Annotated in this window: 15 protein-coding genes; 5 read left to right on the top strand and 10 right to left on the bottom strand. The window is 42.5% G+C overall.

Annotated features, from left to right (window positions below):
- Window positions 1–182 precede the first annotated feature (182 nt).
- The gene (locus tag FHW89_RS20500) at window positions 183–2504 is read right to left on the bottom strand and encodes a GH92 family glycosyl hydrolase (RefSeq protein WP_172336905.1); all 2322 of its coding nucleotides are present in this window, start codon (window positions 2502–2504) and stop codon (window positions 183–185) included.
- A 337-nt stretch (window positions 2505–2841) separates the two neighbouring features.
- A complete protein-coding gene (locus FHW89_RS20495) occupies window positions 2842–3951 on the bottom strand; it encodes a twin-arginine translocation signal domain-containing protein (RefSeq protein WP_172336904.1) in 1110 nt (369 codons plus the stop codon).
- 322 nt (window positions 3952–4273) lie between these two features.
- On the opposite strand from FHW89_RS20495, the gene FHW89_RS20490 reads away from it, so the two are divergent.
- From FHW89_RS20490 to FHW89_RS20480, 3 genes are all read left to right on the top strand, one after another.
- Window positions 4274–5653 carry an ATP-binding protein gene (locus FHW89_RS20490; RefSeq protein ID WP_172336903.1) on the top strand — a complete coding sequence of 460 codons (1380 nt, stop codon included), beginning with the start codon at window positions 4274–4276 and terminating at the stop codon, window positions 5651–5653.
- A gap of 141 nt (window positions 5654–5794) precedes the next feature.
- Window positions 5795–6172: a response regulator gene (locus FHW89_RS20485; RefSeq protein WP_172336902.1), complete on the top strand. Its 378-nt coding sequence runs from the start codon at window positions 5795–5797 to the stop codon at window positions 6170–6172.
- Entirely contained in the window at window positions 6172–7215 is a 1044-nt protein-coding gene (locus tag FHW89_RS20480; protein WP_172336901.1) for an adenylate/guanylate cyclase domain-containing response regulator, read from the top strand. The genes FHW89_RS20485 and FHW89_RS20480 overlap by 1 nt, the downstream gene beginning before the upstream one ends.
- A gap of 81 nt (window positions 7216–7296) precedes the next feature.
- On the opposite strand, the gene FHW89_RS20475 is transcribed toward FHW89_RS20480, so the two are convergent.
- The 3 genes from FHW89_RS20475 to FHW89_RS20465 form a co-directional block, all read right to left on the bottom strand.
- Window positions 7297–8175 carry a YitT family protein gene (locus tag FHW89_RS20475; protein WP_172336900.1) on the bottom strand — a complete coding sequence of 293 codons (879 nt, stop codon included), beginning with the start codon at window positions 8173–8175 and terminating at the stop codon, window positions 7297–7299.
- A gap of 10 nt (window positions 8176–8185) precedes the next feature.
- Entirely contained in the window at window positions 8186–8764 is a 579-nt protein-coding gene (locus FHW89_RS20470) for an HD domain-containing protein (protein WP_172336899.1), read from the bottom strand.
- 167 nt (window positions 8765–8931) lie between these two features.
- A complete protein-coding gene (locus tag FHW89_RS20465) occupies window positions 8932–11325 on the bottom strand; it encodes a TonB-dependent receptor (protein WP_172336898.1) in 2394 nt (797 codons plus the stop codon).
- Window positions 11326–11677: 352 nt separating this feature from the next.
- Here FHW89_RS20465 and FHW89_RS20460 point away from each other — a divergent pair, with 352 nt between their 5' ends.
- Both FHW89_RS20460 and FHW89_RS20455 read left to right on the top strand, forming a co-directional pair.
- The gene (locus tag FHW89_RS20460) at window positions 11678–12901 is read left to right on the top strand and encodes a dicarboxylate/amino acid:cation symporter (RefSeq protein ID WP_172336897.1); all 1224 of its coding nucleotides are present in this window, start codon (window positions 11678–11680) and stop codon (window positions 12899–12901) included.
- 493 nt (window positions 12902–13394) lie between these two features.
- The gene (locus tag FHW89_RS20455; RefSeq protein ID WP_172336896.1) at window positions 13395–14009 is read left to right on the top strand and encodes a trimeric intracellular cation channel family protein; all 615 of its coding nucleotides are present in this window, start codon (window positions 13395–13397) and stop codon (window positions 14007–14009) included.
- Window positions 14010–14064: 55 nt separating this feature from the next.
- Here the strand turns inward: FHW89_RS20455 and FHW89_RS20450 are convergent, their stop codons facing one another.
- From FHW89_RS20450 to FHW89_RS20430, 5 genes are all read right to left on the bottom strand, one after another.
- Entirely contained in the window at window positions 14065–15597 is a 1533-nt protein-coding gene (locus FHW89_RS20450) for a RagB/SusD family nutrient uptake outer membrane protein (RefSeq protein WP_172336895.1), read from the bottom strand.
- Window positions 15598–15621: 24 nt separating this feature from the next.
- Complete coding sequence (locus FHW89_RS20445) at window positions 15622–19023, bottom strand: TonB-dependent receptor (RefSeq protein WP_172336894.1); 3402 nt, start codon at window positions 19021–19023, stop codon at window positions 15622–15624.
- A 309-nt stretch (window positions 19024–19332) separates the two neighbouring features.
- Window positions 19333–20538 carry a FecR family protein gene (locus tag FHW89_RS20440; RefSeq protein WP_172336893.1) on the bottom strand — a complete coding sequence of 402 codons (1206 nt, stop codon included), beginning with the start codon at window positions 20536–20538 and terminating at the stop codon, window positions 19333–19335.
- A gap of 93 nt (window positions 20539–20631) precedes the next feature.
- The gene (locus FHW89_RS20435; RefSeq protein WP_172336892.1) at window positions 20632–21231 is read right to left on the bottom strand and encodes an RNA polymerase sigma factor; all 600 of its coding nucleotides are present in this window, start codon (window positions 21229–21231) and stop codon (window positions 20632–20634) included.
- 180 nt (window positions 21232–21411) lie between these two features.
- Window positions 21412–22014, bottom strand: a complete 603-nt coding sequence (locus tag FHW89_RS20430; RefSeq protein ID WP_172336891.1) for a TMEM175 family protein — start codon at window positions 22012–22014, stop codon at window positions 21412–21414.
- Window positions 22015–22020 lie beyond the last annotated feature (6 nt).

Below are 22020 nucleotides of genomic sequence, written 5' to 3'. Positions count from 1 at the left end.
ACCCTGCTTCTTTCTCAATCAAATAATTCAATATAATAATTATGCTAATCTAAAGGAGCGCAGCGTGGCAATCCCTAAAATACAGAGCGGCTCTGCTCATCGGGGATTGCCACGTCGTTCCTCCTCGCAATGACGCGTGGGGAAAAGGATTCACCCTCGCCCAAGCTGGGTGAGTCTACATCCTACCTCCCCCATGCCTTATTAGGCTTAGGCCCCATCACCAGTTCCAATGTAGCACCTGACGCGATAGCTACATAATCCAGATAGCAGTGACGATACGGCCTGCCGTTGAGCGTAGCGCTTTGAATATACAGATTAGCGGCCGAATTATTTTTAGCCACTATAGTAAACGCCTTGCCTTTGGCATATTTAGGATCAAGGTTGATTTTTACTTTGCTGAATACCGGGCTGGTAATCTCGTATCGCGTATCGCCGGGGCATACCTGCGCTATCCCGCTTGCCGCCAGCACATACCAGGCCGACATTTGGCCCACATCTTCATTACCTACCAAACCCTCCACTTTGTTATGATAAGCACGCTGGCAAATGATCCTTGTCCACTTTTGAGTTAACCATGGCGCGCCTAAACGGTTAAATAAAAATGGCACATGGTGCACCGGTTCGTTGGCGTGGTTGTAATAATCGTTCCAAAGCAAATTGGCGGGGGCTTTTTCAAAAAAGTTGGTCAGGTCGGCTATGGCTTTTTCATTGCCGCCCAGTAGTTTGGCCAGGCCTTCAACATCCTGCGGAACAAACCAGCCCTGCTGGTATGGATTGCTTTCTACCGTACCATAACCCTGCTGCAACCTGCCGGCGGCGGGCCACTCCTGCCAGTCGCCATTATCCTTTTTCGGGCGGAACCAGTTTTTATCTTTATCCCATACATTTTTATAGGCCAGGGCTTTTTCGGTGTATTTAGCGGCATCTTCTTTTTTACCGAGCGATTTGGCCAGTTGGGCTATACACCAATCAAAATAAGCATACTCCAACGTGCCGGATATACTGTTACCACCGGTGGTAAAACCGCGGGTACCATTGCCGTCCTTAGTATTGGTATTCACACTGTATTCATACGCTTTGTTCACATCATAGCCGCGGATGCCTTTGGCGTAGGCATCGGCAATAACAGATATGGACGGGCTACCGATCATACAACCACTGTACGCGTTCAACAACTCCCATCGATCAAAAAAATGTGAGCCATTTTCGGTCGCCAGCGTAACCTGCGAATTGATGAGATCATTTACCAAACCCGGATTGATGAGCGTTTGCAAAGGCATCTGGCTGCGGAACACATCCCAGCCACTAAAGATAGTACGCTTGGTAAAATGATCGGCCACATGAGCTTTCAGATCACCGCCGGGATATTTCCCGTCAACATCCTGAAACGTGCGCGGATCTATCATCGTGTGGTACATGGCGGTATAAAAATTATATTTTTCTTCGGTTGTGCCGCCGGTTACCTGTATTTTCGATAAGGCCTTGTTCCACAAGGCCCGGGCCTGTTGATGTACCTTGTCAAAATCAAAGTCTTTAATTTCGGTTTCCAGATTATTTTTTGCCCCTTCAATACTGTTATAGGAAATACCCGTTTTTAATATCACCTGTTCATTGGCTTTAGTATCAAAATCGGTATAAAAGCCCAGGTGTTTGCCTAGCTTTTCTTTTGTGCCGGGCAATATGGCAGCATGAGCGATAATGTCCTGATATTTAGCACTTTCAATATCTTCCAGTTTGCGGGTTTGGCCCTGCGGGATATTGGCACTCCAAACACCGTATTCTTTTAGCGGCTTATTGAATTGAGCGTAAAAGTAAACGGTATAAAAAGCATGCCCGGCACCATTGCCCCAGCCACCACCTTCGGGTGTACATTTTATCCAGCCCTGTATGGTATGATCGTCGACCACTTTTACATACTGATTAACCGAAGTGCCACCAACACGGCGTGCCAGGTCTATCTGAATCCGCGAGCCACTGCCTTTAGGGAACGTAAACCTCATGATACCGCAATGCGGCGTAGCCGTAAGTTCAGATTTGATCTGATGATCGGTGAGCAATACCGAATAATAACCGGCAGATGCTTTTTCGCTGGTTTTATCATAATAAGACCGGTATCCATCATGATTGCCCTCCTTACCCGCGCTGGTTTTTAACGTGCCTGCGGTAGGCATCACCAGGAAATTCCCCAGATCGCCATACCAGCCAACGCCGCTCATTTGGTTAAGGGCAAAGCCTTCTATGGTTTTATGCTCATAACTATAACCCGGCCCATTATCGCCACCCGTGATGGTGTTGGGACTTACCTGCACCATGCCAAACGATACGGCAGCCCCCGGAAAAGTTTTACCCAAACCGGCCGGATTGCCCGCCGATTGCATATTGGTACTGGCGCCTATAAAGGGGTTCACATAGTCGGCCAGTTGTTTTTGCTGGGCGAATAAAGTGGTACTGACAGATAACGACAGGCTGATACCTGCAATTTTTAATATGTTCTTTTTGAGCATGTTTTATTTACTAAGGTTTTTGATAACCGACCGGCACCGTGTGCTTTTGTTTAACAATTTAACGGTTGGTAAAAATATACCCGAACCCAATTGCCCGACATAGATTAAAACACGATGTTGATGGATTATATATGGAAACGATAGCAAATTTATGATTTAGCCCGGTTTTATGGTACTACGGGTTGTTATTAACGTCTTTTTTACAATGAATGTGGGGTGATTACAAAAAGTTTGTCATGCTGAGGAACGAAGCATCTATTCATGAACCATGCTTCACGGAGAATAGATTCTTCGTTCCTCAGAATGACAAGGGGTGATATAAATCCAAGGAGCTCTTTTACACCCGTGTCAACTTCACCGGAGCGGTGTGATAAGCATTCCACTGGCATACGTAAACGTTTTTATCCTCATCCACACAAACGTCATGGCCGTGCTGAAAAACTGGGTTGACCGCCTGTAAAGTTTGCTGTAATACGCCATTTTTGTAAACAGGAGCAGCTCCGCCTGGATTTGATACTACTTTATTGTTCGCATCCAATACGGTTACAAAGCCCGAGTAATCAAAACGTTTCCCAGCCGCGTCTTTCGACCAGCATACACCGGCATAAATATTTTGTTCGTTGATCACCGCGCGGCATACATACATACCCGGCAAATCGATGCGTTTGATGAATTTACCATCGAGCGTAAATATTTTAAAGCAGTTTTCCTCGCGCGAGGTACATATCAGTGTTGGATTATTTTTGTCACGGGTGTCAACCGTTATACCATGCGCATTCACCAGGTTATGATCCTTATTGGTATTGTGATGCCCGCCAAAGTGATTAATATATTGCCCCTTGCTGTTGTAATGGATAATATAATCAGAGCCGTAACCATCCGCCACGTAAATATCGCCATTAGGGGCTACTGCGGTTTCGGTGGGTTTAAAAGGCTCGTCATCCTTATAAATACCAATGGTGCGTGGGTGGCCTATCGCGAAGATCAGCTTACCATCGAGCGTGGTTTTCAACACCTGGCCCGATTGACCATAGTTATTGCCCGTTCTGTCCAGGGCCCATCCGCAATCGGTCAGCAATAAAAAATCTTCGCCGCCTTCTTTGCTGATGCTTAAACCATGCCCCCCGGGTAGCGATGTGCCCCAATAATCAAGCAGTTTGCCCGATTTATCAAATATCAGGATGTTGTTGTGGGTATGGTCGCCCAGCATAATGAGGCGGCCTTTGCTGTCTTGTACCATTTCGTGGCAATTGGCCAGCGGGTTACTGTTTACGCTGATCTTGGCCCAGTTTTTATCGGCCTTGTAGGTAAACTCTCCCTGGCCTATAGTTTGGTCGTTTGGTTTCATATCCTGATGTAATATAGCAAAACTTTTAGCAGGCGCGGCGGCAACCAGGGCGGATGCAATGGCCGAATTCTTTATAAAATTTCTTCTCGATTTCTCCATGTGTTTATAATTGTTCTATTGTATGAACATAATGCTAAGGTAATGTATTTTCTCTCAAATTATCAATTCATCATCACCTAAAAAAAGAAAATACTTATGCGTACGATTTTAAAAAATGATAACAAAACACGTTTCGAAAACTTGTATTTTTCGCAGGCAATTAAAAACATAAACCGGATCACCACACTGTACGTATAAAACCGGGATGACGGAGTAACAAAAACATAACATCAGAGAGCTATACATTTAATATATTCAAATTAAATATTTAGTTTTAAAAACTGATCACTATTAACCATACCAGCACTAACTGAATTGACATATGGCGGGATTTTCGGCGCTTATTACCTTTTTCTTATGTACACAACTACGTAAAAACCTAAAGCGGGATGGTATCAATTCACCGTGGTCACAATACCTGCTGTACGCGATGTGTACCGCGATCGCGCTTATGGGCATGAGCTTTAATTATGAGAGCAGGCCAATTTTTCAGTTGCTTATTTATGTATTAGCTGCCGGGGTTACGGCGCTTCCTTATACGGTAGAGGAATTTAAATCGAGCCGGTCTCTTGTTAACGCGGTGATCCCTATTGTTGCGGTTGGCTTTCTTACTTTTGCCTGCGAGCACTTGTTCCCCAAGCTTTACGAGAGCATCGACACTTTTATGGAGAGTGCCATCTGGTTTGCGGTAATCTGGTTTTGTGCGATGTGGTTTATCAATCGCCGGCAAAACAAAGCGTTGGAGATTGAGCGCACCAAACGCCGTAACGAGGAAGAGCAGAACCGTATGATGGCGGCCATGAAGGTTAACCTGGAGAGCCAGGTACGGGAACGTACCGCCGAACTTACCCAACAAAAAGAAGAACTGCAACAAACCCTGGCCGAACTCAAAAGCACTCAGGCACAACTGGTACAACAAGAGAAAATGGCATCACTGGGCGAGCTTACCGCCGGTATTGCTCATGAAATACAAAACCCATTAAACTTTGTTAATAACTTTAGCGAGGTAAGTATCGAACTACTGGATGAGCTTAAAGAAGATATTTTAAGCAAGCTATCAGATGATGCCAAAGAAGAGGCGGACGACATCATCAACGATCTTACCCAAAACCTTTCAAAAATAAACCAGCATGGTAAACGTGCCGATGCTATTGTGAAAGGTATGCTGCAGCACTCGCGCGCGTCAACCAGTAAAAAAGAGCCTACTGATATTAATGCCCTGGCCGATGAGTATCTGCGTTTAAGCTATCACGGTCTGCGCGCTAAGGACAAATCATTTAACGCCGGCATGAGAACCAGTTTTGATGAAACCATTGGCCAGGTGGATGCCATGGCACAGGATCTTGGGCGGGTATTGCTTAACTTGTACAACAACTCGTTTTACTCCGTGGCCGAAAAGAAAAGACTTAAAGGCGAAGGCTATGAGCCCATGGTAAATGTGACCACCAAACGCGTAACACTCGCCAATGGCCACAACGCGGTTGAAATCACGGTAAGTGACAATGGCATGGGGATCCCTCAAAAAGTGCTGGATAAGATCTATCAGCCGTTTTTTACCACCAAACCTACCGGGCAGGGAACCGGTCTGGGTTTATCCATGAGCTATGATATCATCACCAAAGCCCATAACGGCGAATTAAAGGTAGATACCCAGGAAGGAGAATTTGCCAAATTCACCATCACCATACCGCTAAATGGCTAGGATTTTGGAGTAAGGATTTGGGGAACAAAGCGCAAGGACTTGGGACAAGAACTTGAAAAACAACGAATATAGCATGATATTTTTTTTATCACTAATTCAATAAATCACTAATTCACTAATTAAATTAATTCACTAACTAAATTGAAGATACTTGTTGTTGATGATGAGGCCGATGTACAGCCATTATTTACCCAGCGTTTCCGCAAGGAGATCAAAAGCGGCGAAATGATGTTTACCTTCGCGCTATCAGGTGAAGAGGCCATGGAATACCTGGAGCAAAATCACTCTGAAGTGATCCTTATTTTATCAGATATCAATATGCCGGGCATGAGCGGGCTGGAATTGCTCAGGAATATCAGGAGCACTTACGAAAAACCACCACCGGTAGTGATGATGATAACCGCCTATGGCGATGACGAGAACTACAGACAATCTATGGAGCTGGGTGCCAATGATTTTTTAACCAAGCCCCTTGATTTCAATAATTTGAAAGACAAACTAAAACACATAGAACAATAATGGCCAAGATACTGGTGGTTGATGATGAATCGGACCTGGAGTTACTCATCAAACAGAAATTCAGGAAAAAGATCAGAGAAAAGGTATTTGATTTTGTATTTGCCCAGAATGGTTACGACGCGCTAAAAAAATTGGCCGAACAACCTGATATTGATGTGGTTTTAAGCGACATCAACATGCCCGAAATGGATGGCCTTACCCTGCTTACCAAACTGCCTGAGGCCAACCCTATTTTGAAAGCAGTTATGGTATCGGCCTATAGCGATATGGACAACATCCGCACGGCCATGAACCGGGGAGCATTTGATTTTGTGGTGAAACCTGTTAATTTCGAAGATCTGGATATCACTATCGAAAAAACACTGTTGCATGTTATCGAACTCAAAAAAACCATGCAGGCTATCAAAGAGAACAACATATTACGTATGTATGTGGATGAGAATGTGTTGAACTTTATGACTCATAAGGAGTTTGAAACCAGCCTGCTCTCTAACGAAACTATTGACGGAACTGTTATATTTATTGATATATGCGGTTTTACAGCCATTTCTGAGCATGTACCCGCCAATACCGTGGTGGGGTTGATTAATAAATTATTTGATGCTATGGTGAAGGAGATCATAGCGCAAAACGGACATATCGATAAATTTATGGGTGATGCCGTAATGGCTGTCTTCCGGGGTGAATATCACCTCGATAGGGCTATCGACGCTGCGCTTGCTGTTCGTGAAAAAATGCATGCTGCCGAACCCATAGTTTATGGCGACAAAATATTTAAACCCGAAGTTTCCATAGGTATCAATTCTGGCGAAATGATTTCTGGCAATATCGGTTCGGCCTCTTTAAAACGCCTGGATTATACCGTAATAGGCGATGCCGTTAACCTGGCCCAACGCTTACAGTCGGTTGCGCAAGCCAACCAGATCATCGTTACCCACGATGTTTACGAAAAGGCAAAAGAATCATTCGAACTCAACAAAATTGGCGAAGTAAGTCTGAAAAACAAAGCTAAACCGGTGGAGATATACGAGGTGGTGAGTTAGTTTTGAGTAGTGAGTGATGAGTTTTGAGTCAACTTTAAGAATCAAATACTTTTGACTTTTTAATTTTGACTTCTGACTTATTTAATGCTCCCTAACCCGTTTCTTCAATACACCGCCGGCTGCTTCCTTGATGCTGTTGGTAAATACGAAGGCTTTGGGATCGATGCTGTGAACCAGGTTTTTTAGCCTGCGTACTTCAAAGCGGGTTATTACGGTAAAGATGATATCCACCGGTTGGTGAACGTCAAAGCTTTCTTTTAAAAAGCCACGCTCGCCTTTGTAAACGGTGATTCCCCGGCCCAGTTCCATCACCAGCCTTTCTTTAATGATCTCGCTCTGGCCCGATATGATATTTACGGCCGTGTACTCTTCCAGGCCATCAATCACAAAGCTGATGGTGCGTGAGGCAGTATAATAGGTTAATATGGAATACAGCGCGGTTGGCAATCCAAGCTTAAAGGCTGCTATTAAGAAAATGATAATGTTAATACCCAGGATGATCTCGCTGATGGTAAAACTGCTCCGTTTTAAGGTATAAAGAGCTAATATTTCAATACCATCCAATGCGCAGCCGCCTCGGATGGACAGGCCTACACCTAAACCCATGAACACCCCGCCAAATATAGATACCAGTAGTTTATCAGAAGTGATAACCGGGTATGGTACATAATGCAAACAAATGCCCAGTGCAACCACACAGGCAAAGGTTTTAAGCGCGAATGTCTTATTAACCTGGAACATCCCCATAATAATGAAGGGAATATTAGCTACTACAATAACAAATGCGATATTCTTATGATACAATTCATGTATCAGCAGCGATATACCGGTAACACCACCATCAAAAAAGCTGTTGGGTACCAAAAAACCTTTGAGGGCAAAACCGCAAAATAATATCCCTATGGTTACGGTTACAACATCCTTAATTATTTCGGGTAAACTGTGTTCCGGTTTGGTCATGAATTATATTTTAAACTGTTCTTTTAATGATCTCTTCTAAATGCAGCTGCTTCACCGGGCCGCGCAATTCGATGGCTGTTTTGGTAAAATAATGATGACTTTTCAGAAAAACGATCTGCTGTTTATCCCAGTCCTGTTCGGTCTTCAAACCATCGGTTATTACAAGTTCCGAAAATAGCTTTTTACTGAGTACAAAAAAATCATTCCGGCCTAAATAATCCAAATCTGCATCACAAATAATTTCACCTAAATGATCCTGAGGATTTTGCGGCATTTTGGTCGCCATAATAATATCGCATATCCTGCCTATCTCTTCACTGGTATAACCAAAGTTGGGTAGGTATAAACGGGCATTAACGCATGATTTACTTTCATGATCTTTTTGCCCTGCTAAAAATCCCGAGTCATGAAACAAAGCCGCAGTAAGCAACAGTTGGATTTCCTCCTCGCCTATTCCCTCACTTTGCGCCAGTTGTTTCGACGCGGTGTACACATCCACAGCATGATCGGCATTATGATAATGAAAACATTCAGGAAGCTCTTTTTTTAGTTTATCCAGTATAAATTCCCGGGCCTGTTCAATCTGCATCGGTGGTTAAAATTGATCGCTAATATAATAATTTGGTTTATCGGGAGACACAAATATGTGTCTCTACATTAAAAACAAGACATAGAGACGCATATCTGCGTCTCCAATAAGATAAAAACAAAAAAGCCTGCTGACGATCAGCAGGCTTTTTATCATATTTAAACAGCTTACATTTTAAGCGTTAGGTTAAGCGTAAACCGGGTTGGGTTTTGCGGTGCTAAACGAAACGACCAGTATTTTTCGTTAGTCAAGTTATCCAGTTTTACACCAATGCGGTATTTAGGCTGATCATAAAAAGCTGTCGCATCAACCGTGGTATAGGATGGTATAGTAAATTTAAACGTTGCTGTGTTGGTTTGGTATGAAGAGCTGCCGTAGTTACCACCAACGCCAAAACCCAAACCCTCCATCTTACCATTGGTAATACGGTAGCTTGCCCATAAGTTAGCCAAGCGTGCCGGACCCGATGCCGCGGGGCGTAAACCTTGTATACCTGTACCAGCCGCTGCACTGGTTATTTTACTGTTGTTATAAGCAAAGCCCCCCACAATGTTAAAGCCGGCAAAAGGGTTAGCTATCAATTCAGCCTCAATACCTTTACTTAACTGCGTACCGGCCTGGGTTGAAAATCCCGGGTGTGCCGGATCATCCATCGTAGTGTTGGTTACCGAAATGTCATAGTAGCTAACCGTTGAACTGATCTTATGATCCCACACATCAACTTTTACACCGCCTTCCCACTGGTTGGCGTATTGAGGTTTAAATGGCGTATTATCAAAGCTGGTTGCTGTAACATTGTTGAAACCATTCATATAGTTGCCAAACAACGATACCTTATCTTTAACCAATTGGTAAACCAAACCAAATTTTGGCGACAATGCGGTTTGGTTAAAGTTACCCGTGGTTTTACCATCAGCAGGCGTATAAGCACCTTTGTTTATAAAACGGTCGATACGCAGACTGGCCATGGCGTTCAGTCTGTCGGTAATGTTGAACACATCAGACACATAAGCAGCGAATGAGCTTTGGTTATTTTGTACATAGTCGCCAACTTTAGGGGCCTGAGCATTGATCAATGCCGAAACCTTTTCTGGGGTATAATTATTGTAAGCTGCTCTTGGATTTTTGTAGTTGATCAATGGCATATTTACTACGGCATTCGTAAAATTGCTTTTTTGGCTGTAGTACTCAAAACCAGTAACAATACGGTTGCGGAATTTACCTATCTTAAAATCGCCAATAAAATTCTGTTGTACGTTGGTGATGTAATACGGATAATCCTCTTTAGTTACTTGCCTTCTTATACCCGTATCAGCTATAGTCATTGCCGTAACATACCCCTTGGTTGTAGAGAAGGTTTTGTTAAACATGGTTTGTGATTTCCAGCTATCAGATATTTTATAGTTTACTAAGGCGTATAGATCGATCTGCCTACTCTGGTAATCCAGATTATTATTGGCAAATGAGCGTTTATAATCAATACCCAGATCTTTAATATTGTATATTTTAGCTTTAGGATCCGGTGCCAGGCGGTAAGCAGATGTGGCGCTGCCGTTACCTATCTCCGCATCAACATCAACAGATAAACGGTCATTAATGATGTAAGTGATGCTCGGCGCTACAAAAAAGCTGCGGGTATAACCGGCATCCTGAAAGCTGTGTTCGGTGTGCAGGGCGGTATTAACCCTAAATAATAATGTTTTATCCTGGTTCAATGGCGTGTTTATATCGGCGGTTAAGCGGTTCAGGTCAAAACTGCCGGTATTGTAGCTTATCTCGGTACGCGGTGTACCAAAAGGCTGCTTAGTAACGCGGTTAAATAAACCGCCAAATGAGGCTAAGCTACTGTTAAACAGTGTGCCTGTAGGACCTTTGATAGCTTCTATCTTTTCAATGTCGGCAGGGTCAATCGCATTAAAGTTATAGCCGGCTACGCTGTTACGGATAAAGTTACCAGTAGTGAAACCACGTGACAAAAGTGTTGTACGCCCGTTGTTGTATACTAATGGCACACCTGTACCAGGGATATTTTTAAAGCCATCAACATAACTGGTTACAACCTGCTCTTTCATCAGTTCGCTGGTTACTACACTATATACTTGTGGGTTCTCCAGGTTTTTGAGTGGTAAACGGGCCACATCTTCAGTTTCTTTTTTCAGGAATTTATTGGTTTTGTGACCTTTCACACTTACTTCCTGTAAGTTTTTGCTGTCATCCTCCAGTATAAATTCGGCAACTGCCTCAGCATTTTCCGCTACGGTGATCTGCTGCAATTTGGTGGTTGAGCCTACATAGGAAGCAACTAAGGTATAGGTACCAGGTTTTACTTTTTTAAAGTTGAAACGACCATTTACGCTGGTCATGGTGCGCTGATTGGTTTCTTTGATGAGCAGTGTGGCCAGACCTATAGGCTCGTTATCGCCGGTTTTAACGATACCTTTTATGCTGCCTGTTGGTGTTTGTGCCGATGCAACGTAGCTACTAAAGCAAAGCGTTAAAAAGAAGATCCAAAATATAAAACTTAACGTGGGGGGATGATTTTTTTGTAAAAAATGCGTCATTGCGTTAGGGGCTAGTGGTGTGAGATCAATAGTTATGTGTGTTTAAACGGATAGTGGTTAAACGCCGCAAAGTTATTTTTATTTAGAATAAATCCAAATAAAAAAATACTAATACGATTTCGTTAATAACTGATCACAATTCTGCTTGTATTTAGCCCGCAGCTTAGATATAGCAAACAAATAGTTATCCAAAAAATAGGGCTGTCACCCTGAGCTCTGTCGAAGGGTAGAGCGCAGAGGCCTTCCCACCATGCTTCGACGGAGCTCAGCATGACACCCTTTTTTAGAATGATTTATACCCCATTACACTCCATTCAGGTATATTTCGGCATATAAGAATTATATTAGCCCAATGAATAGCTGGTTCAAAAACTACAAGGGCATTATCATGCTCATGATCGGTATTATCGCGGGCAGTATAGCCGGATTGCTTTTGGGCAACAAGGTGGAGTTGATAAAACCCATCGGCGATATTTTCCTGAACCTGTTATTTACGGCGGTGGTACCACTGGTATTTTTTGCCATAGCATCGGCCATTGCCGGGCTCGACGGATCAAACCGTCTTGGTCGCTTACTGGGTATCACCTCCCTGGTTTTTTTATCAACCGTGCTTGTAGCGGCTATCATAACCATTATTGCTACATGGATATTTCCTATTCATCAGCATTTGGTGGCCAGCCCCATAACCGAAGCCATTGTTAAAAAACCTTTTGGCGATCAGCTCACCCAGTTATTTACCACCAGCGAATTTTACCAGCTCCTATCCAGAAAAAGTATGCTGGCTGCTATCATTTTTTCGATACTGATAGGTTTTGCCACTCTGCGCTCGGGCGAAAAAGGAGCTTCATTCGCCCGTTTTTTGCATAGCGGTAACGAGGTATTTAAAAATATCTTCATCCTCATCATGGAACTTGGCCCTATTGGCCTGGGGGCCTATTTTGCTTACCAGGTAGGTGTGTTCGGGCCGCAATTGTTTGGGGGTTATGCCCGTTCTATGGGTTTGTATTACGGTGTAGGAGCCTTTTATTTTGTGGTGATCTTTAGCTTATACGCTTTTATAGCCGGTGGCGTAAAAGGAATAAAAAAGTACTGGCGCAATAATATCATACCATCGGCAACGGCGGTAGGCACCTGCAGCAGCATAGCTACCATACCAGCCAACCTGGATGCCGCAAAAAAAATGGGCATCCCCGATATGATAGCCAATGTTACTATACCACTTGGCGGCACACTGCATAAGGATGGCTCAAGCATTTCATCCATCGTAAAAATGGTAGTAGTGTTTGCCTTGTTCGGCAAAAGCTTTAATAGCGCCGATACTATTGCGCTGGCACTGGCTATGACGGTGCTGGTGAGCCTGGTTGAAGGCGGTATACCCAACGGAGGGTACATCGGCGAGCTGCTGTTTATATCCGCCTACGGTTTCCCGCCCGAAGCGCTCCCTCCTGCCATGATCATCGGTACGCTGGTTGATCCCATGGCTACCCTTTTAAACGCCACAGGCGACACTGTCGCGGCCATGTTGGTAACCCGCTTCAGCGAAGGTAAAAACTGGCTCAATAAGGCCGAGGAATAGATCGCCAGCAAACCATGGATTATACGGTTTTTTCATGATGCAAGCAGCTTAAAACACCTCATTACCATCAAATTGTCAGCAAGTTAAGTATACTCCGTAGGAGTAAAAGCTTTGTAGAGAACAAACAATAAGCATTTAGCATGCCGTAGGTATGCAACCTGAGTGCAGTACCTACGGCACTGACATCGGGGCTGGCCTTTTTCTACAAAGCTTGAACCCCGATGGGGTTTGCAAAATTCCTTCGCTCAATAATATTATCTTCTCTATAATCCCCCTCGCAAAAGCCCCAAAAGTGGGTTTACATAAACACCCATAGTATATCGATAAATAACAATTAAGTCACTGTATATCAACTAATTAAAATAATGCAAACCATAAAAAATGTAAACCATGTAAACCCACTTTTGACTGTCTGTTCAAACGTCGTTTATTTAGTAATCCCGAATAATTATATTTGGTCTCTATTAATCGCGCTTAAAATTCCAGGATCATTATGCTGCATATATTATACATCATCGCCATTATTGCTGAGGCCATGACGGCCGCGTTATCTGCCGGAAGGCGTAATATGGATTGGGTGGGCGTTTGTATTATTGCCTGGGTTACCGCCCTGGGCGGAGGCACCGTACGTAATATTTTATTCAATCATTATCCCATGAGCTGGGTTGAGCACCCCGAATACCTGCTCATCACCGCGGGAGCCGCCATATTGGCTGCCATCATCGCCTCGTTAATGACCAAACTCAAAAAGCTATTCTTATATCTTGACGCCCTGGGCCTGGTAGTATTTACCATTATTGGCTGCCAGATAGCGCAGCAAATAAACCTCCCTCCCATTATTGTGATGTTCAGTGGAATGATCACCGGCTGCGCAGGCGGCGTGCTTCGGGATGTGCTGTGTAATGATATCCCGCTGCTGTTTCATAAGGAGATATATGCCAGCGCTTCGATAGTTACCGGCGCTGCTTATTTAGGTATAGAGTATATGGGCGGAAGTTCTGAATTGGCCATAGTACTGGCATGTGTTATTGGCTTAGCATTGCGCTTGTTATCTATCCGTTATAAATGGCAAATGCCCAAATTTGTTTACAACGAAGAATGGCATTAAATAGAAAAGCCCTCCGGAATACCGGAGGGCTTTTTTGTTATGCTAATGATCAATATTACCAGCCCGTGTTTTGTGTTAATTTACTATTGGTAGCGATCTCGCGTTGTGGGATCGGCCACAAATAGTATTGATCCTTCATGGTCACCCCTTGCTCATTTGCAGTAGAGGTTGCCGGACCAAACACATTGTTCTTCACATCATATATCTGATGGGTGCGTTGAATATCAAAATAAGCTTTGTTTTCATAAGCCAATTCATGATAGCGCTCTTTCCAGATAGCTACACGAAACTGATCTTTGGTTAACCCACTCAATGGTGCCAATTTTGCACGGGTACGTATTTGGTTAACCGCGTCGTAAGCGTCGGCTGTCGGTCCATTTACCTCATTTGATGCTTCGGCATAAATCAGCATGGCCTCAGGTAAACGTAAAAGCGTCCAGTTTTCATCGCATTTACCACTGTTAGCAGTACCAGATACCGAGCTTTCAACCTGGAAATATTTATACAGGCAGTGCTCGCCAAAAGTGATGGTATCGGCAGGATTATTGGCATCCGGATATTTAGAAAAATAGAATTGCTTTTCCTGTGTACGTTTATCCCCGGCCTCATAACTCGCAAAGAAAGCGTCTGTCGGGATCATTGCTCCCAGGTGGTCTCCATAAGCACCAACCTGTAAATTGAAAGGCACTGTTAACTGGGTTATAGCATTAGTGGCAACACCTACCAGGTATTGGCTTTGAAATATCAATTCGCCCTGGTTTTTGTGAGGATTGTCATGCAAATAGGCATAATCTGTAAACAGCGTATATAAAGGCAATACTTGTTTAGCTTCATCGGCGGCTTTCTGGTAGTTTTCTGTTTTTTGCAACGGATAACCGGCCATAGTTAAATAAACACTTGAAAGCAAGGTGTGTACAGCGCCTAATGACACCTTACCTGTTTGATCGGTATTAGGTAAACCAGACTGTTCTGCAGCAAGCAGGTCACTAACAATCAAGTCATAAACCTGTGCCTGTGGTGTACGAGCCGGGTATAAAAGCGGGCTTGATAAATCAACTGGTTGTGTTATTAATGGAACATCGCCATATAGCCTTACCAAATGGTAATAATAAAAAGCCCTCAAAAAGTAAACTTCTCCTAATAACGACTTTTTAACGTTAGCATCCATACTGATAGCCGGAATGCGTGCCAAAGCAAGATTGGATTCTTCAATGGCCGTATAACAGCTTTTCCAAACAGTTTCAAAGCCAGGGTTGGTAGGGTCGGTATTTTCGTTTATTACTTTTTTATTATTTACGCTTTGCCCCAATGTTGTGGTATGTCCGGCAAAAAGTTCCAATGTAATAAACGGGGCCTCGCCATAAGCATCTCCATTTTGAAAAAAGTAAAGACCGTAATTAATGTTATTAATATAACCTCCATAAATGCCGTTCACAAAAGTACGGGCCTGGTTGGCGGAGGTAAAATAATTTTCTTGCGTAAAGTTGCTGCGGTTATCTTCATCAAGATATTTTTTGCAACCAGATACACTTGCTATAACAATCAGTGCTGAAAGACCGATCCTGTATTTTTTTAAATTAAATTTCATAATTATACGTATTGAGGTATTTAATTAAAAACTTGCATTTAAACCCAATAAGAAGGTTCTTGGCTTTGGATAATCATAAAATTGTATACCCTGGGTAAAGTTACTGCTGCCGTTATAGGTTGAAGTTTCAGGATCATACCCAGTGTACTTGGTGATCAGGAACAGGTTTTGTCCTTGTGCATACACTCTTAAACGGCTTAGTTTTATTTTCTTAACCAGATTATCCGGGAAATTATAGCCTAAGGTTACGTTGCGGCCACGGATGAAGTTACCGCTCTCTACCTTGGTTGAATAGATCTCTGTTTGATAATAAACATAAGCCGGACGATCCTGTGCTATACTGGTATTTTGGTTAGTAGGCGTCCATGCGTTTAATACAGTAGCGTAGCTGTTTGCCTGACCGGTACGGTCCTGACCAGAGTGGCGAGTTAAGTTCATGATCTGGTTGCCATAGTTAAACTGCAGCTCGATACCCAAATCAAAAGCTTTGTAACGGAAGGTGTTGCTAAACGTTCCGTATCCAGACGGGGTAGATTTACCCAGTATCTGTTTGTCAGCAACAGTGATTTTGCCATCGCCGTTGGTATCCTGAATTTTCAAATCTCCAGGCAACAGGTTGAATTTGGCTGCTTCAGCTGCCTCTGCAGTACCCCAGGTACCCAGCACTTTGTAACCATAAAAAACACTGGCAGGCTGACCAACACGCAGTAAGTTAAACTGTGAAAGGAACGTTGGATCAAGATAAATATCATCATTTGCTGCACCTAAGTGTAGTATCTTATTTTTCAGGAAGGAGATATTAAATGTAGAATTCCAGCTAAAATTATCCGTTTTAATGTTAACCGTGTTCAACGTTAACTCAATACCCTCATTTTCAAGACTACCAATGTTTTTATAAACACTATTAAATCCGCTGGTTTCAGGTAGTGGTGCATTTAACAACAACGCTTTGGTTTTTTTGTAATAAGCATCAGCATCAAGGGTGATTCTGTTATTCAATACCCCAAATGACAAGCCGAAGTTATACTCCGAGGTTTTTTCCCATTGCAAATCAGGGTTACCAGGGCTGCCGATATCAATTACTGTAGCTGAATTGCGGTTTCCACCAAACGGATAGCTACCGATAGGTAATGAGGCTTGTGATCTGTATTGGCCAATTTCAGAGTTACCGGTTAAGCCATAGCTAAATCTAAGTTTCAGGTCTGAAATGGTTTTATTATCCTTCATGAAATCTTCCTGAGATACGCGCCAGGCCAAAGCTGCTGATGGAAAGAAGCCATATTTTTTACCTGTACCAAAGCGCGACGAACCATCTTCACGACCAGTTAATGTTAACAAATACTTGTCTTTATAACCATAGTTTACCCTCGCGAAATACGATTGTATCTGCCAGGCGTAATAACCTGATGCCGGTGTACCTGGTACTGACCCTGCTCCAAGGTTGTAAAACTGGAAATAATTATCTGCCAAACCCGATGTTGATGAGCCAACACTGAGCTCATTAAAGTTTTGCCTTTCTGTACCTAAAACTACGTTTAATGAATGTATTTTATTAAATGTTTTGTTATAGGTAAAGTGATTTTCCCACTGCCAAAAAGTATCATTATATTCATTTATAGAAGCCGAGCTATTGCTTTGATCTGCCGTTGCCCCACCAACTAAACCACTCTGGAAATGTGGGTTGTAATTAGCCTGCGTAGTAACACCTAAAGTACTGCGGAACTCCAGGCCTGGTGCAAGGTTTAAGTTTAAATAACCATTCCCACTAAATACACGTTTTCTGTAAAGATTTTCTACCTCATTAGCCTGTGCAACCGGGTTGTCACCACCCTCCATGTTTGGATAATCGGTTCTTTTACCGTAAGTACCATCTGGGTATTTTATAGGTACAATCGGAATCATCTCAATCAGCATGCGCGGAATATTATTACCACCTGTACCGTCATCTGCTGTACGCTGCTCGGAGCTGTTATAGTTTATGGTAGCACCAACTTTTAACCATGGCTTTACCTGGTGATCAATGGTTAATCGTGCATTATAACGTCTTTGATAACTATTCAATATAATACCTTCATCATCTGCATAATTCAGGAACAAACCGTAAGTAAGATTATCAGAACCGCCGGTAAACGTAACATTGTGATTTTGACTGTAAGCTGTACGCGTAGTGGCTTTTTGCCAATCAACGTCATATAACGGATTTAAATTCTGATCAAATAATTTACCTATCAATGCCGTACGTATCTTTTTAGGATCATCATCTACATATTTTCCTGCAGCCCAGCCAGTAGGGTCATATTTAGGAATATTGGCATATGATTGGTCTTCAACTGATAAAAACTCTTTTGAATTTAACACGGGCAGCTCTTTGGCCATGTAGCTGATGCTTCCATAAGCGTCATAACTTACACTACCACCCTTTTTACCACGTTTAGTAGTTACCAGGATCACACCATTGGCACCACGGGTACCGTATATGGCCGTTGACGACGCATCTTTCAAAACATCAATAGTTTCAATATCATTAGGATTCAACGCCGCGCCGCCTGCTGTCCATACCACTCCATCTACTACATACAGCGGATCTGTTGCGGCATTGATAGAGCTGTAACCACGTATCCGGATCTTGGTTTCACCACCTGGTGCCCCAGAGTTAGTCGATACGTTTACACCGGCAATTTTACCTGCCAGTTCCTGCTCCACGTTAATTGCGGGACGTTCCTGCAAAGCTTTTGCACCAACGCTACCAACAGAGCCGGTAAGGTCGACCCTTTTTTGGGTACCGTAACCTACAACCACCACTTCGCTTAATGCTTTGGGGCTTTCAACCAGTTTTACATCAAGCTGAGCTTTATTAGCGATAGGCACTTCTTGTGTAACATAACCAACAAAGCTAAACACAAGGGTTCCATTGGCATCGGGCGCGTTCAAAGTATACTTACCGTTCACATCGGTAACTACCCCAACGTTTGAGCCCTTCACCCTGACACTTACACCCGGGAGCGGTCCTTTATCATCACTCACGGTACCTTGCACCTTAAATGCAGCGGGAGTGATTACTGCGGTAACATCCTTCTTTTTAACAACAATAGTTTCCTGGAATATTTTGTAGGTTAAGGGCTGATCTTTAAAACACTGATCAAGTGCTTCCTGAAGCGAGGCATTGGATACCTCAACATTTATTCCACCTGTATTTGATACATCCTTTTTATCATATAAAAAATGATAGCCAGTTTGTTTTTCGATCGATCTGAGAACTTTTTCAACAGTAGTGTTCTTCTGATGCAAGGTCACCACCTGACTATAACTTTTTGCGCTTACATTGGTAAGAGCTGCAATTATAATAATAGCCGTTAGCTTCATAGCCAGTATTATTTTGGATAATTGAGGCCATGCCAAGGGCGTGGCCTTAGAATTAAAATTCATAAGTTTGTTGTGTTTGGGTTAAACATTAAATTCAATTCGTTGATTGCATTCTTTTGGGACCCCAGATAATTTTAGCCGGGAAAGTGCAGCGAACACTTCCCGGTTTTTTTATATCATGTACCTCTATGCCATGTTCATCGCGGTATGACTACACCGGGCAAAAACAGGTATAATAAGTTGCGGATCCCCCATGCCGGAGCTAACTTATTTTTTGTATTTCTTCCATCATAGAGTTGTTTAAGGTGAATAATTGGTTAGTTATCTTTTGGTTTAGTTGTCTTTTGATTTTATTTATTTTTTTAAACAGGGTCATTGCATTATAGTAATGTGCTTATCTTCTATTTTGAAATTAACACCCGCGTATTTAAGCATCCCTAAAAGTTCTGATGCTTTTACATTGCGGGATATGCGCCCGGTAAATTCCTTAACCGGGATCTGGCCTTCGTAACTTACCTCTACATCGTACCAACGCGCAACCTGTCTCATGATCGATTGAATACTGGCATCCGTAAACTGAAACAAACCATCTTTCCAGGCTACCGAATCATCAGCATCAGCATCATTTACCACGTGGATCGCACCATTTTGATTTAGTGAGGCTTGTTGGCCCGGTTTTAAAATGCTGGTATAGTTGTTATTGCTTATTTTAACAGATCCTTCCAGCAAAGTGGTTTTCATTACAGCTTCGTCATTATAAGCCATGGTATTAAAATGGGTACCTAATACCTCGATAACGGTATGATTGGTTTTTACCCTGAAAGGCATCGCCGCGTTTTTGGCTACTTCAAAATAAGCTTCGCCGGTAATTTCCACGTCCCTGGTTTTACCGGTAAATACTGCAGGAAAGCTTAATGACGATGCCGAATTTAACCAAACCTTGCTTCCATCGTTAAGTACCAATTGATATTGCCCACCTCTTGGTGTAGCAATGGTATTCATTGGTATCGTTCCACTATCTCCACCATTTTTACCTCCTTCATAAACCAATTGCCCATCATGTGTTTTATTGATTTGTGTACTCCCCTCTTTTGCCAAAACGCCGTTTTGCGCATTATCTAAATAAATCGTTTTACCATTTGCCAATGTCAATAAAGCCCTGTTGCCACCAGGTAAAGCATCATGCCTGTGCTGCATTTTAGCTATATTCTTTTTTTGGTCGGATGGTTTTTTTTTATTGATCAAAACATAGGCCCCTAAACCCAAAAAGATCATCAAGGCAGCAGCCGTACCTAACCGCAGCCATAATTTATGATCGTCTGGAGGCTTAATAATATGTATATCGTCCTGATTGCCATTTTTAAGGATATTATTGAGCATATCCATACTTTTTGAATGATCAAAAAGTGGTTCATTTACTTCCAGATTGTTCCATGCCTGCTGAATAAGGGAGGTAAGTTCAGCATCATTGGTTGAGGCATTTATAATTTGAAACAGCTCATCCCGCTCCTGCTCGGTAGCGGTTTGATTATAATAACTGCTAAAAAGATAATGTAATCTTGCATTCAATGCACTCATACCGTGTAATTGTTTATCATAGTAAATAATTGGCAAATGAGGATTTTAGGAACACCTCATATACATGACAACAAGCAGGGTAAAAAGGGGGTATTACTTCTTAAAAAAAATAAAAAAACTTTTTAGCGCGATAGACAAAAACGCCATAACTTCCAGGTGCTCATGCACATACTCGGTTATAGAAAGGGTTGCTATCTGTAAATATTTTTTTACGGTTTCGCGCGATAGCTCCAGCTGATCGGCTATTTCGGTATATTTTAAACGGCCGTGTCTGCTCAGTAGATACACTTTTTGTTGTTGAGGAGGTAACTGGTCGATAGCTTCATCCAACAGGTTATAATACATATCTGTACCAGCCACTTCGAGGTTAGGGCGATCGGCATCTTCCAATTGCCTGATCATGGCACGCTCCTTTGCCAGCTTTTTTAAACAGTTTAAAGCATGATTTTTAGATATCACGAACAGGTATGCTTTAAAATTATCAACACGTACCAATGATTCGCGTGTGAACCATATTTTCACGAATACATCCTGTACCACTTCTTCGGCCAGTTCAATGGAGTTTGTTATACGCAGCATGTGTACCCCCAATTGCTGGTGATGCAACATAAAAAGCTGGCGAAAGGCATTTTCATTACCCGAAGCCACCTGCATCAACAAATCTTTCTCATCAGCATGAGTAATTTCAAACATAAGTAAATGTGTAATAATGTCGAATAATTAAACTTTATTAAATCCTTAAATGCACTACATTATGTTAACAACAAAGTGCTATAACAGTATTTGTGTGATAAAGTTTATTCTTTCTGGAAAACCGTTCCTTGCGAACTGGTGATCTTTTACTTATTTACAGGGGTATCTAAACTAATATGATTACTCTTTAATTTCGGTTGTTTCGCGTGTTAATTTATTTTCAATCCTTTTATCTGGAATGAACCAAAGCGCGGCAACCACACCATATAACACAAAGCTAATAACAGGACTTAGCCAGGATATACCAATTGCCGCGGCATATATAACTACAGAACTTTTTGCCTTCCAATCGCGCCCCAGCACATTGGCAATAAGCGAATTTTTTCCACTATGTTTGATCAGCACTTTTTCCAGTATCGTGTAAGCAGTACCGGTCATAGCCAATACAAATCCATAACAGGCTACCGGTAACTGGGTAAAATGATTTTCGCCCATCCATCCGGTTACAAAGGGTATCAGCGACAACCAAAAAAGCAGGTGAAGATTGGCCCATAATACTGCTCCATTAATCGATTTTACAATGTGGAACATGTGATGATGGTTATTCCAGTATATCCCCACATAAATAAAACTTATTATATAACTTAAAAAAACAGGTATGAGTGGTTTTAACGAGGCAAAACTTTCGCCGTGGGGCACTTTCATCTCCAACACCATTATAGTAATGATAATGGCAATAACGCCATCACTAAAAGCTTCTATCCTGGATTTGCCAAATGCCATCGATCA

The organism is Mucilaginibacter sp. SG564, from assembly GCF_013149275.1.
Lineage (GTDB): Bacteria > Bacteroidota > Bacteroidia > Sphingobacteriales > Sphingobacteriaceae > Mucilaginibacter.
This window is presented reverse-complemented; position numbering and strand designations above follow the sequence as displayed.

Excerpts from the sequence above, each read along its gene's own strand:
- FHW89_RS20495 (WP_172336904.1), bottom strand. The coding sequence starts at position 3,951 with ATGGAGAAATCGAGAAGAAATTTTATAAAGAATTCGGCCATTGCATCC.
- FHW89_RS20435 (WP_172336892.1), bottom strand. The coding sequence starts at position 21,231 with ATGTTTGAAATTACTCATGCTGATGAGAAAGATTTGTTGATGCAGGTG.
- FHW89_RS20460 (WP_172336897.1), top strand. The coding sequence starts at position 11,678 with ATGAATAGCTGGTTCAAAAACTACAAGGGCATTATCATGCTCATGATC.
- FHW89_RS20440 (WP_172336893.1), bottom strand. The coding sequence starts at position 20,538 with ATGAGTGCATTGAATGCAAGATTACATTATCTTTTTAGCAGTTATTAT.
- FHW89_RS20445 (WP_172336894.1), bottom strand. The coding sequence starts at position 19,023 with ATGAATTTTAATTCTAAGGCCACGCCCTTGGCATGGCCTCAATTATCC.
- FHW89_RS20500 (WP_172336905.1), bottom strand. The coding sequence starts at position 2,504 with ATGCTCAAAAAGAACATATTAAAAATTGCAGGTATCAGCCTGTCGTTA.
- FHW89_RS20470 (WP_172336899.1), bottom strand. The coding sequence starts at position 8,764 with ATGCAGATTGAACAGGCCCGGGAATTTATACTGGATAAACTAAAAAAA.
- FHW89_RS20455 (WP_172336896.1), top strand. The coding sequence starts at position 13,395 with ATGCTGCATATATTATACATCATCGCCATTATTGCTGAGGCCATGACG.
- FHW89_RS20480 (WP_172336901.1), top strand. The coding sequence starts at position 6,172 with ATGGCCAAGATACTGGTGGTTGATGATGAATCGGACCTGGAGTTACTC.
- FHW89_RS20450 (WP_172336895.1), bottom strand. The coding sequence starts at position 15,597 with ATGAAATTTAATTTAAAAAAATACAGGATCGGTCTTTCAGCACTGATT.
- FHW89_RS20475 (WP_172336900.1), bottom strand. The coding sequence starts at position 8,175 with ATGACCAAACCGGAACACAGTTTACCCGAAATAATTAAGGATGTTGTA.
- FHW89_RS20430 (WP_172336891.1), bottom strand. The coding sequence starts at position 22,014 with ATGGCATTTGGCAAATCCAGGATAGAAGCTTTTAGTGATGGCGTTATT.
- FHW89_RS20490 (WP_172336903.1), top strand. The coding sequence starts at position 4,274 with ATGGCGGGATTTTCGGCGCTTATTACCTTTTTCTTATGTACACAACTA.
- FHW89_RS20465 (WP_172336898.1), bottom strand. The coding sequence starts at position 11,325 with ATGACGCATTTTTTACAAAAAAATCATCCCCCCACGTTAAGTTTTATA.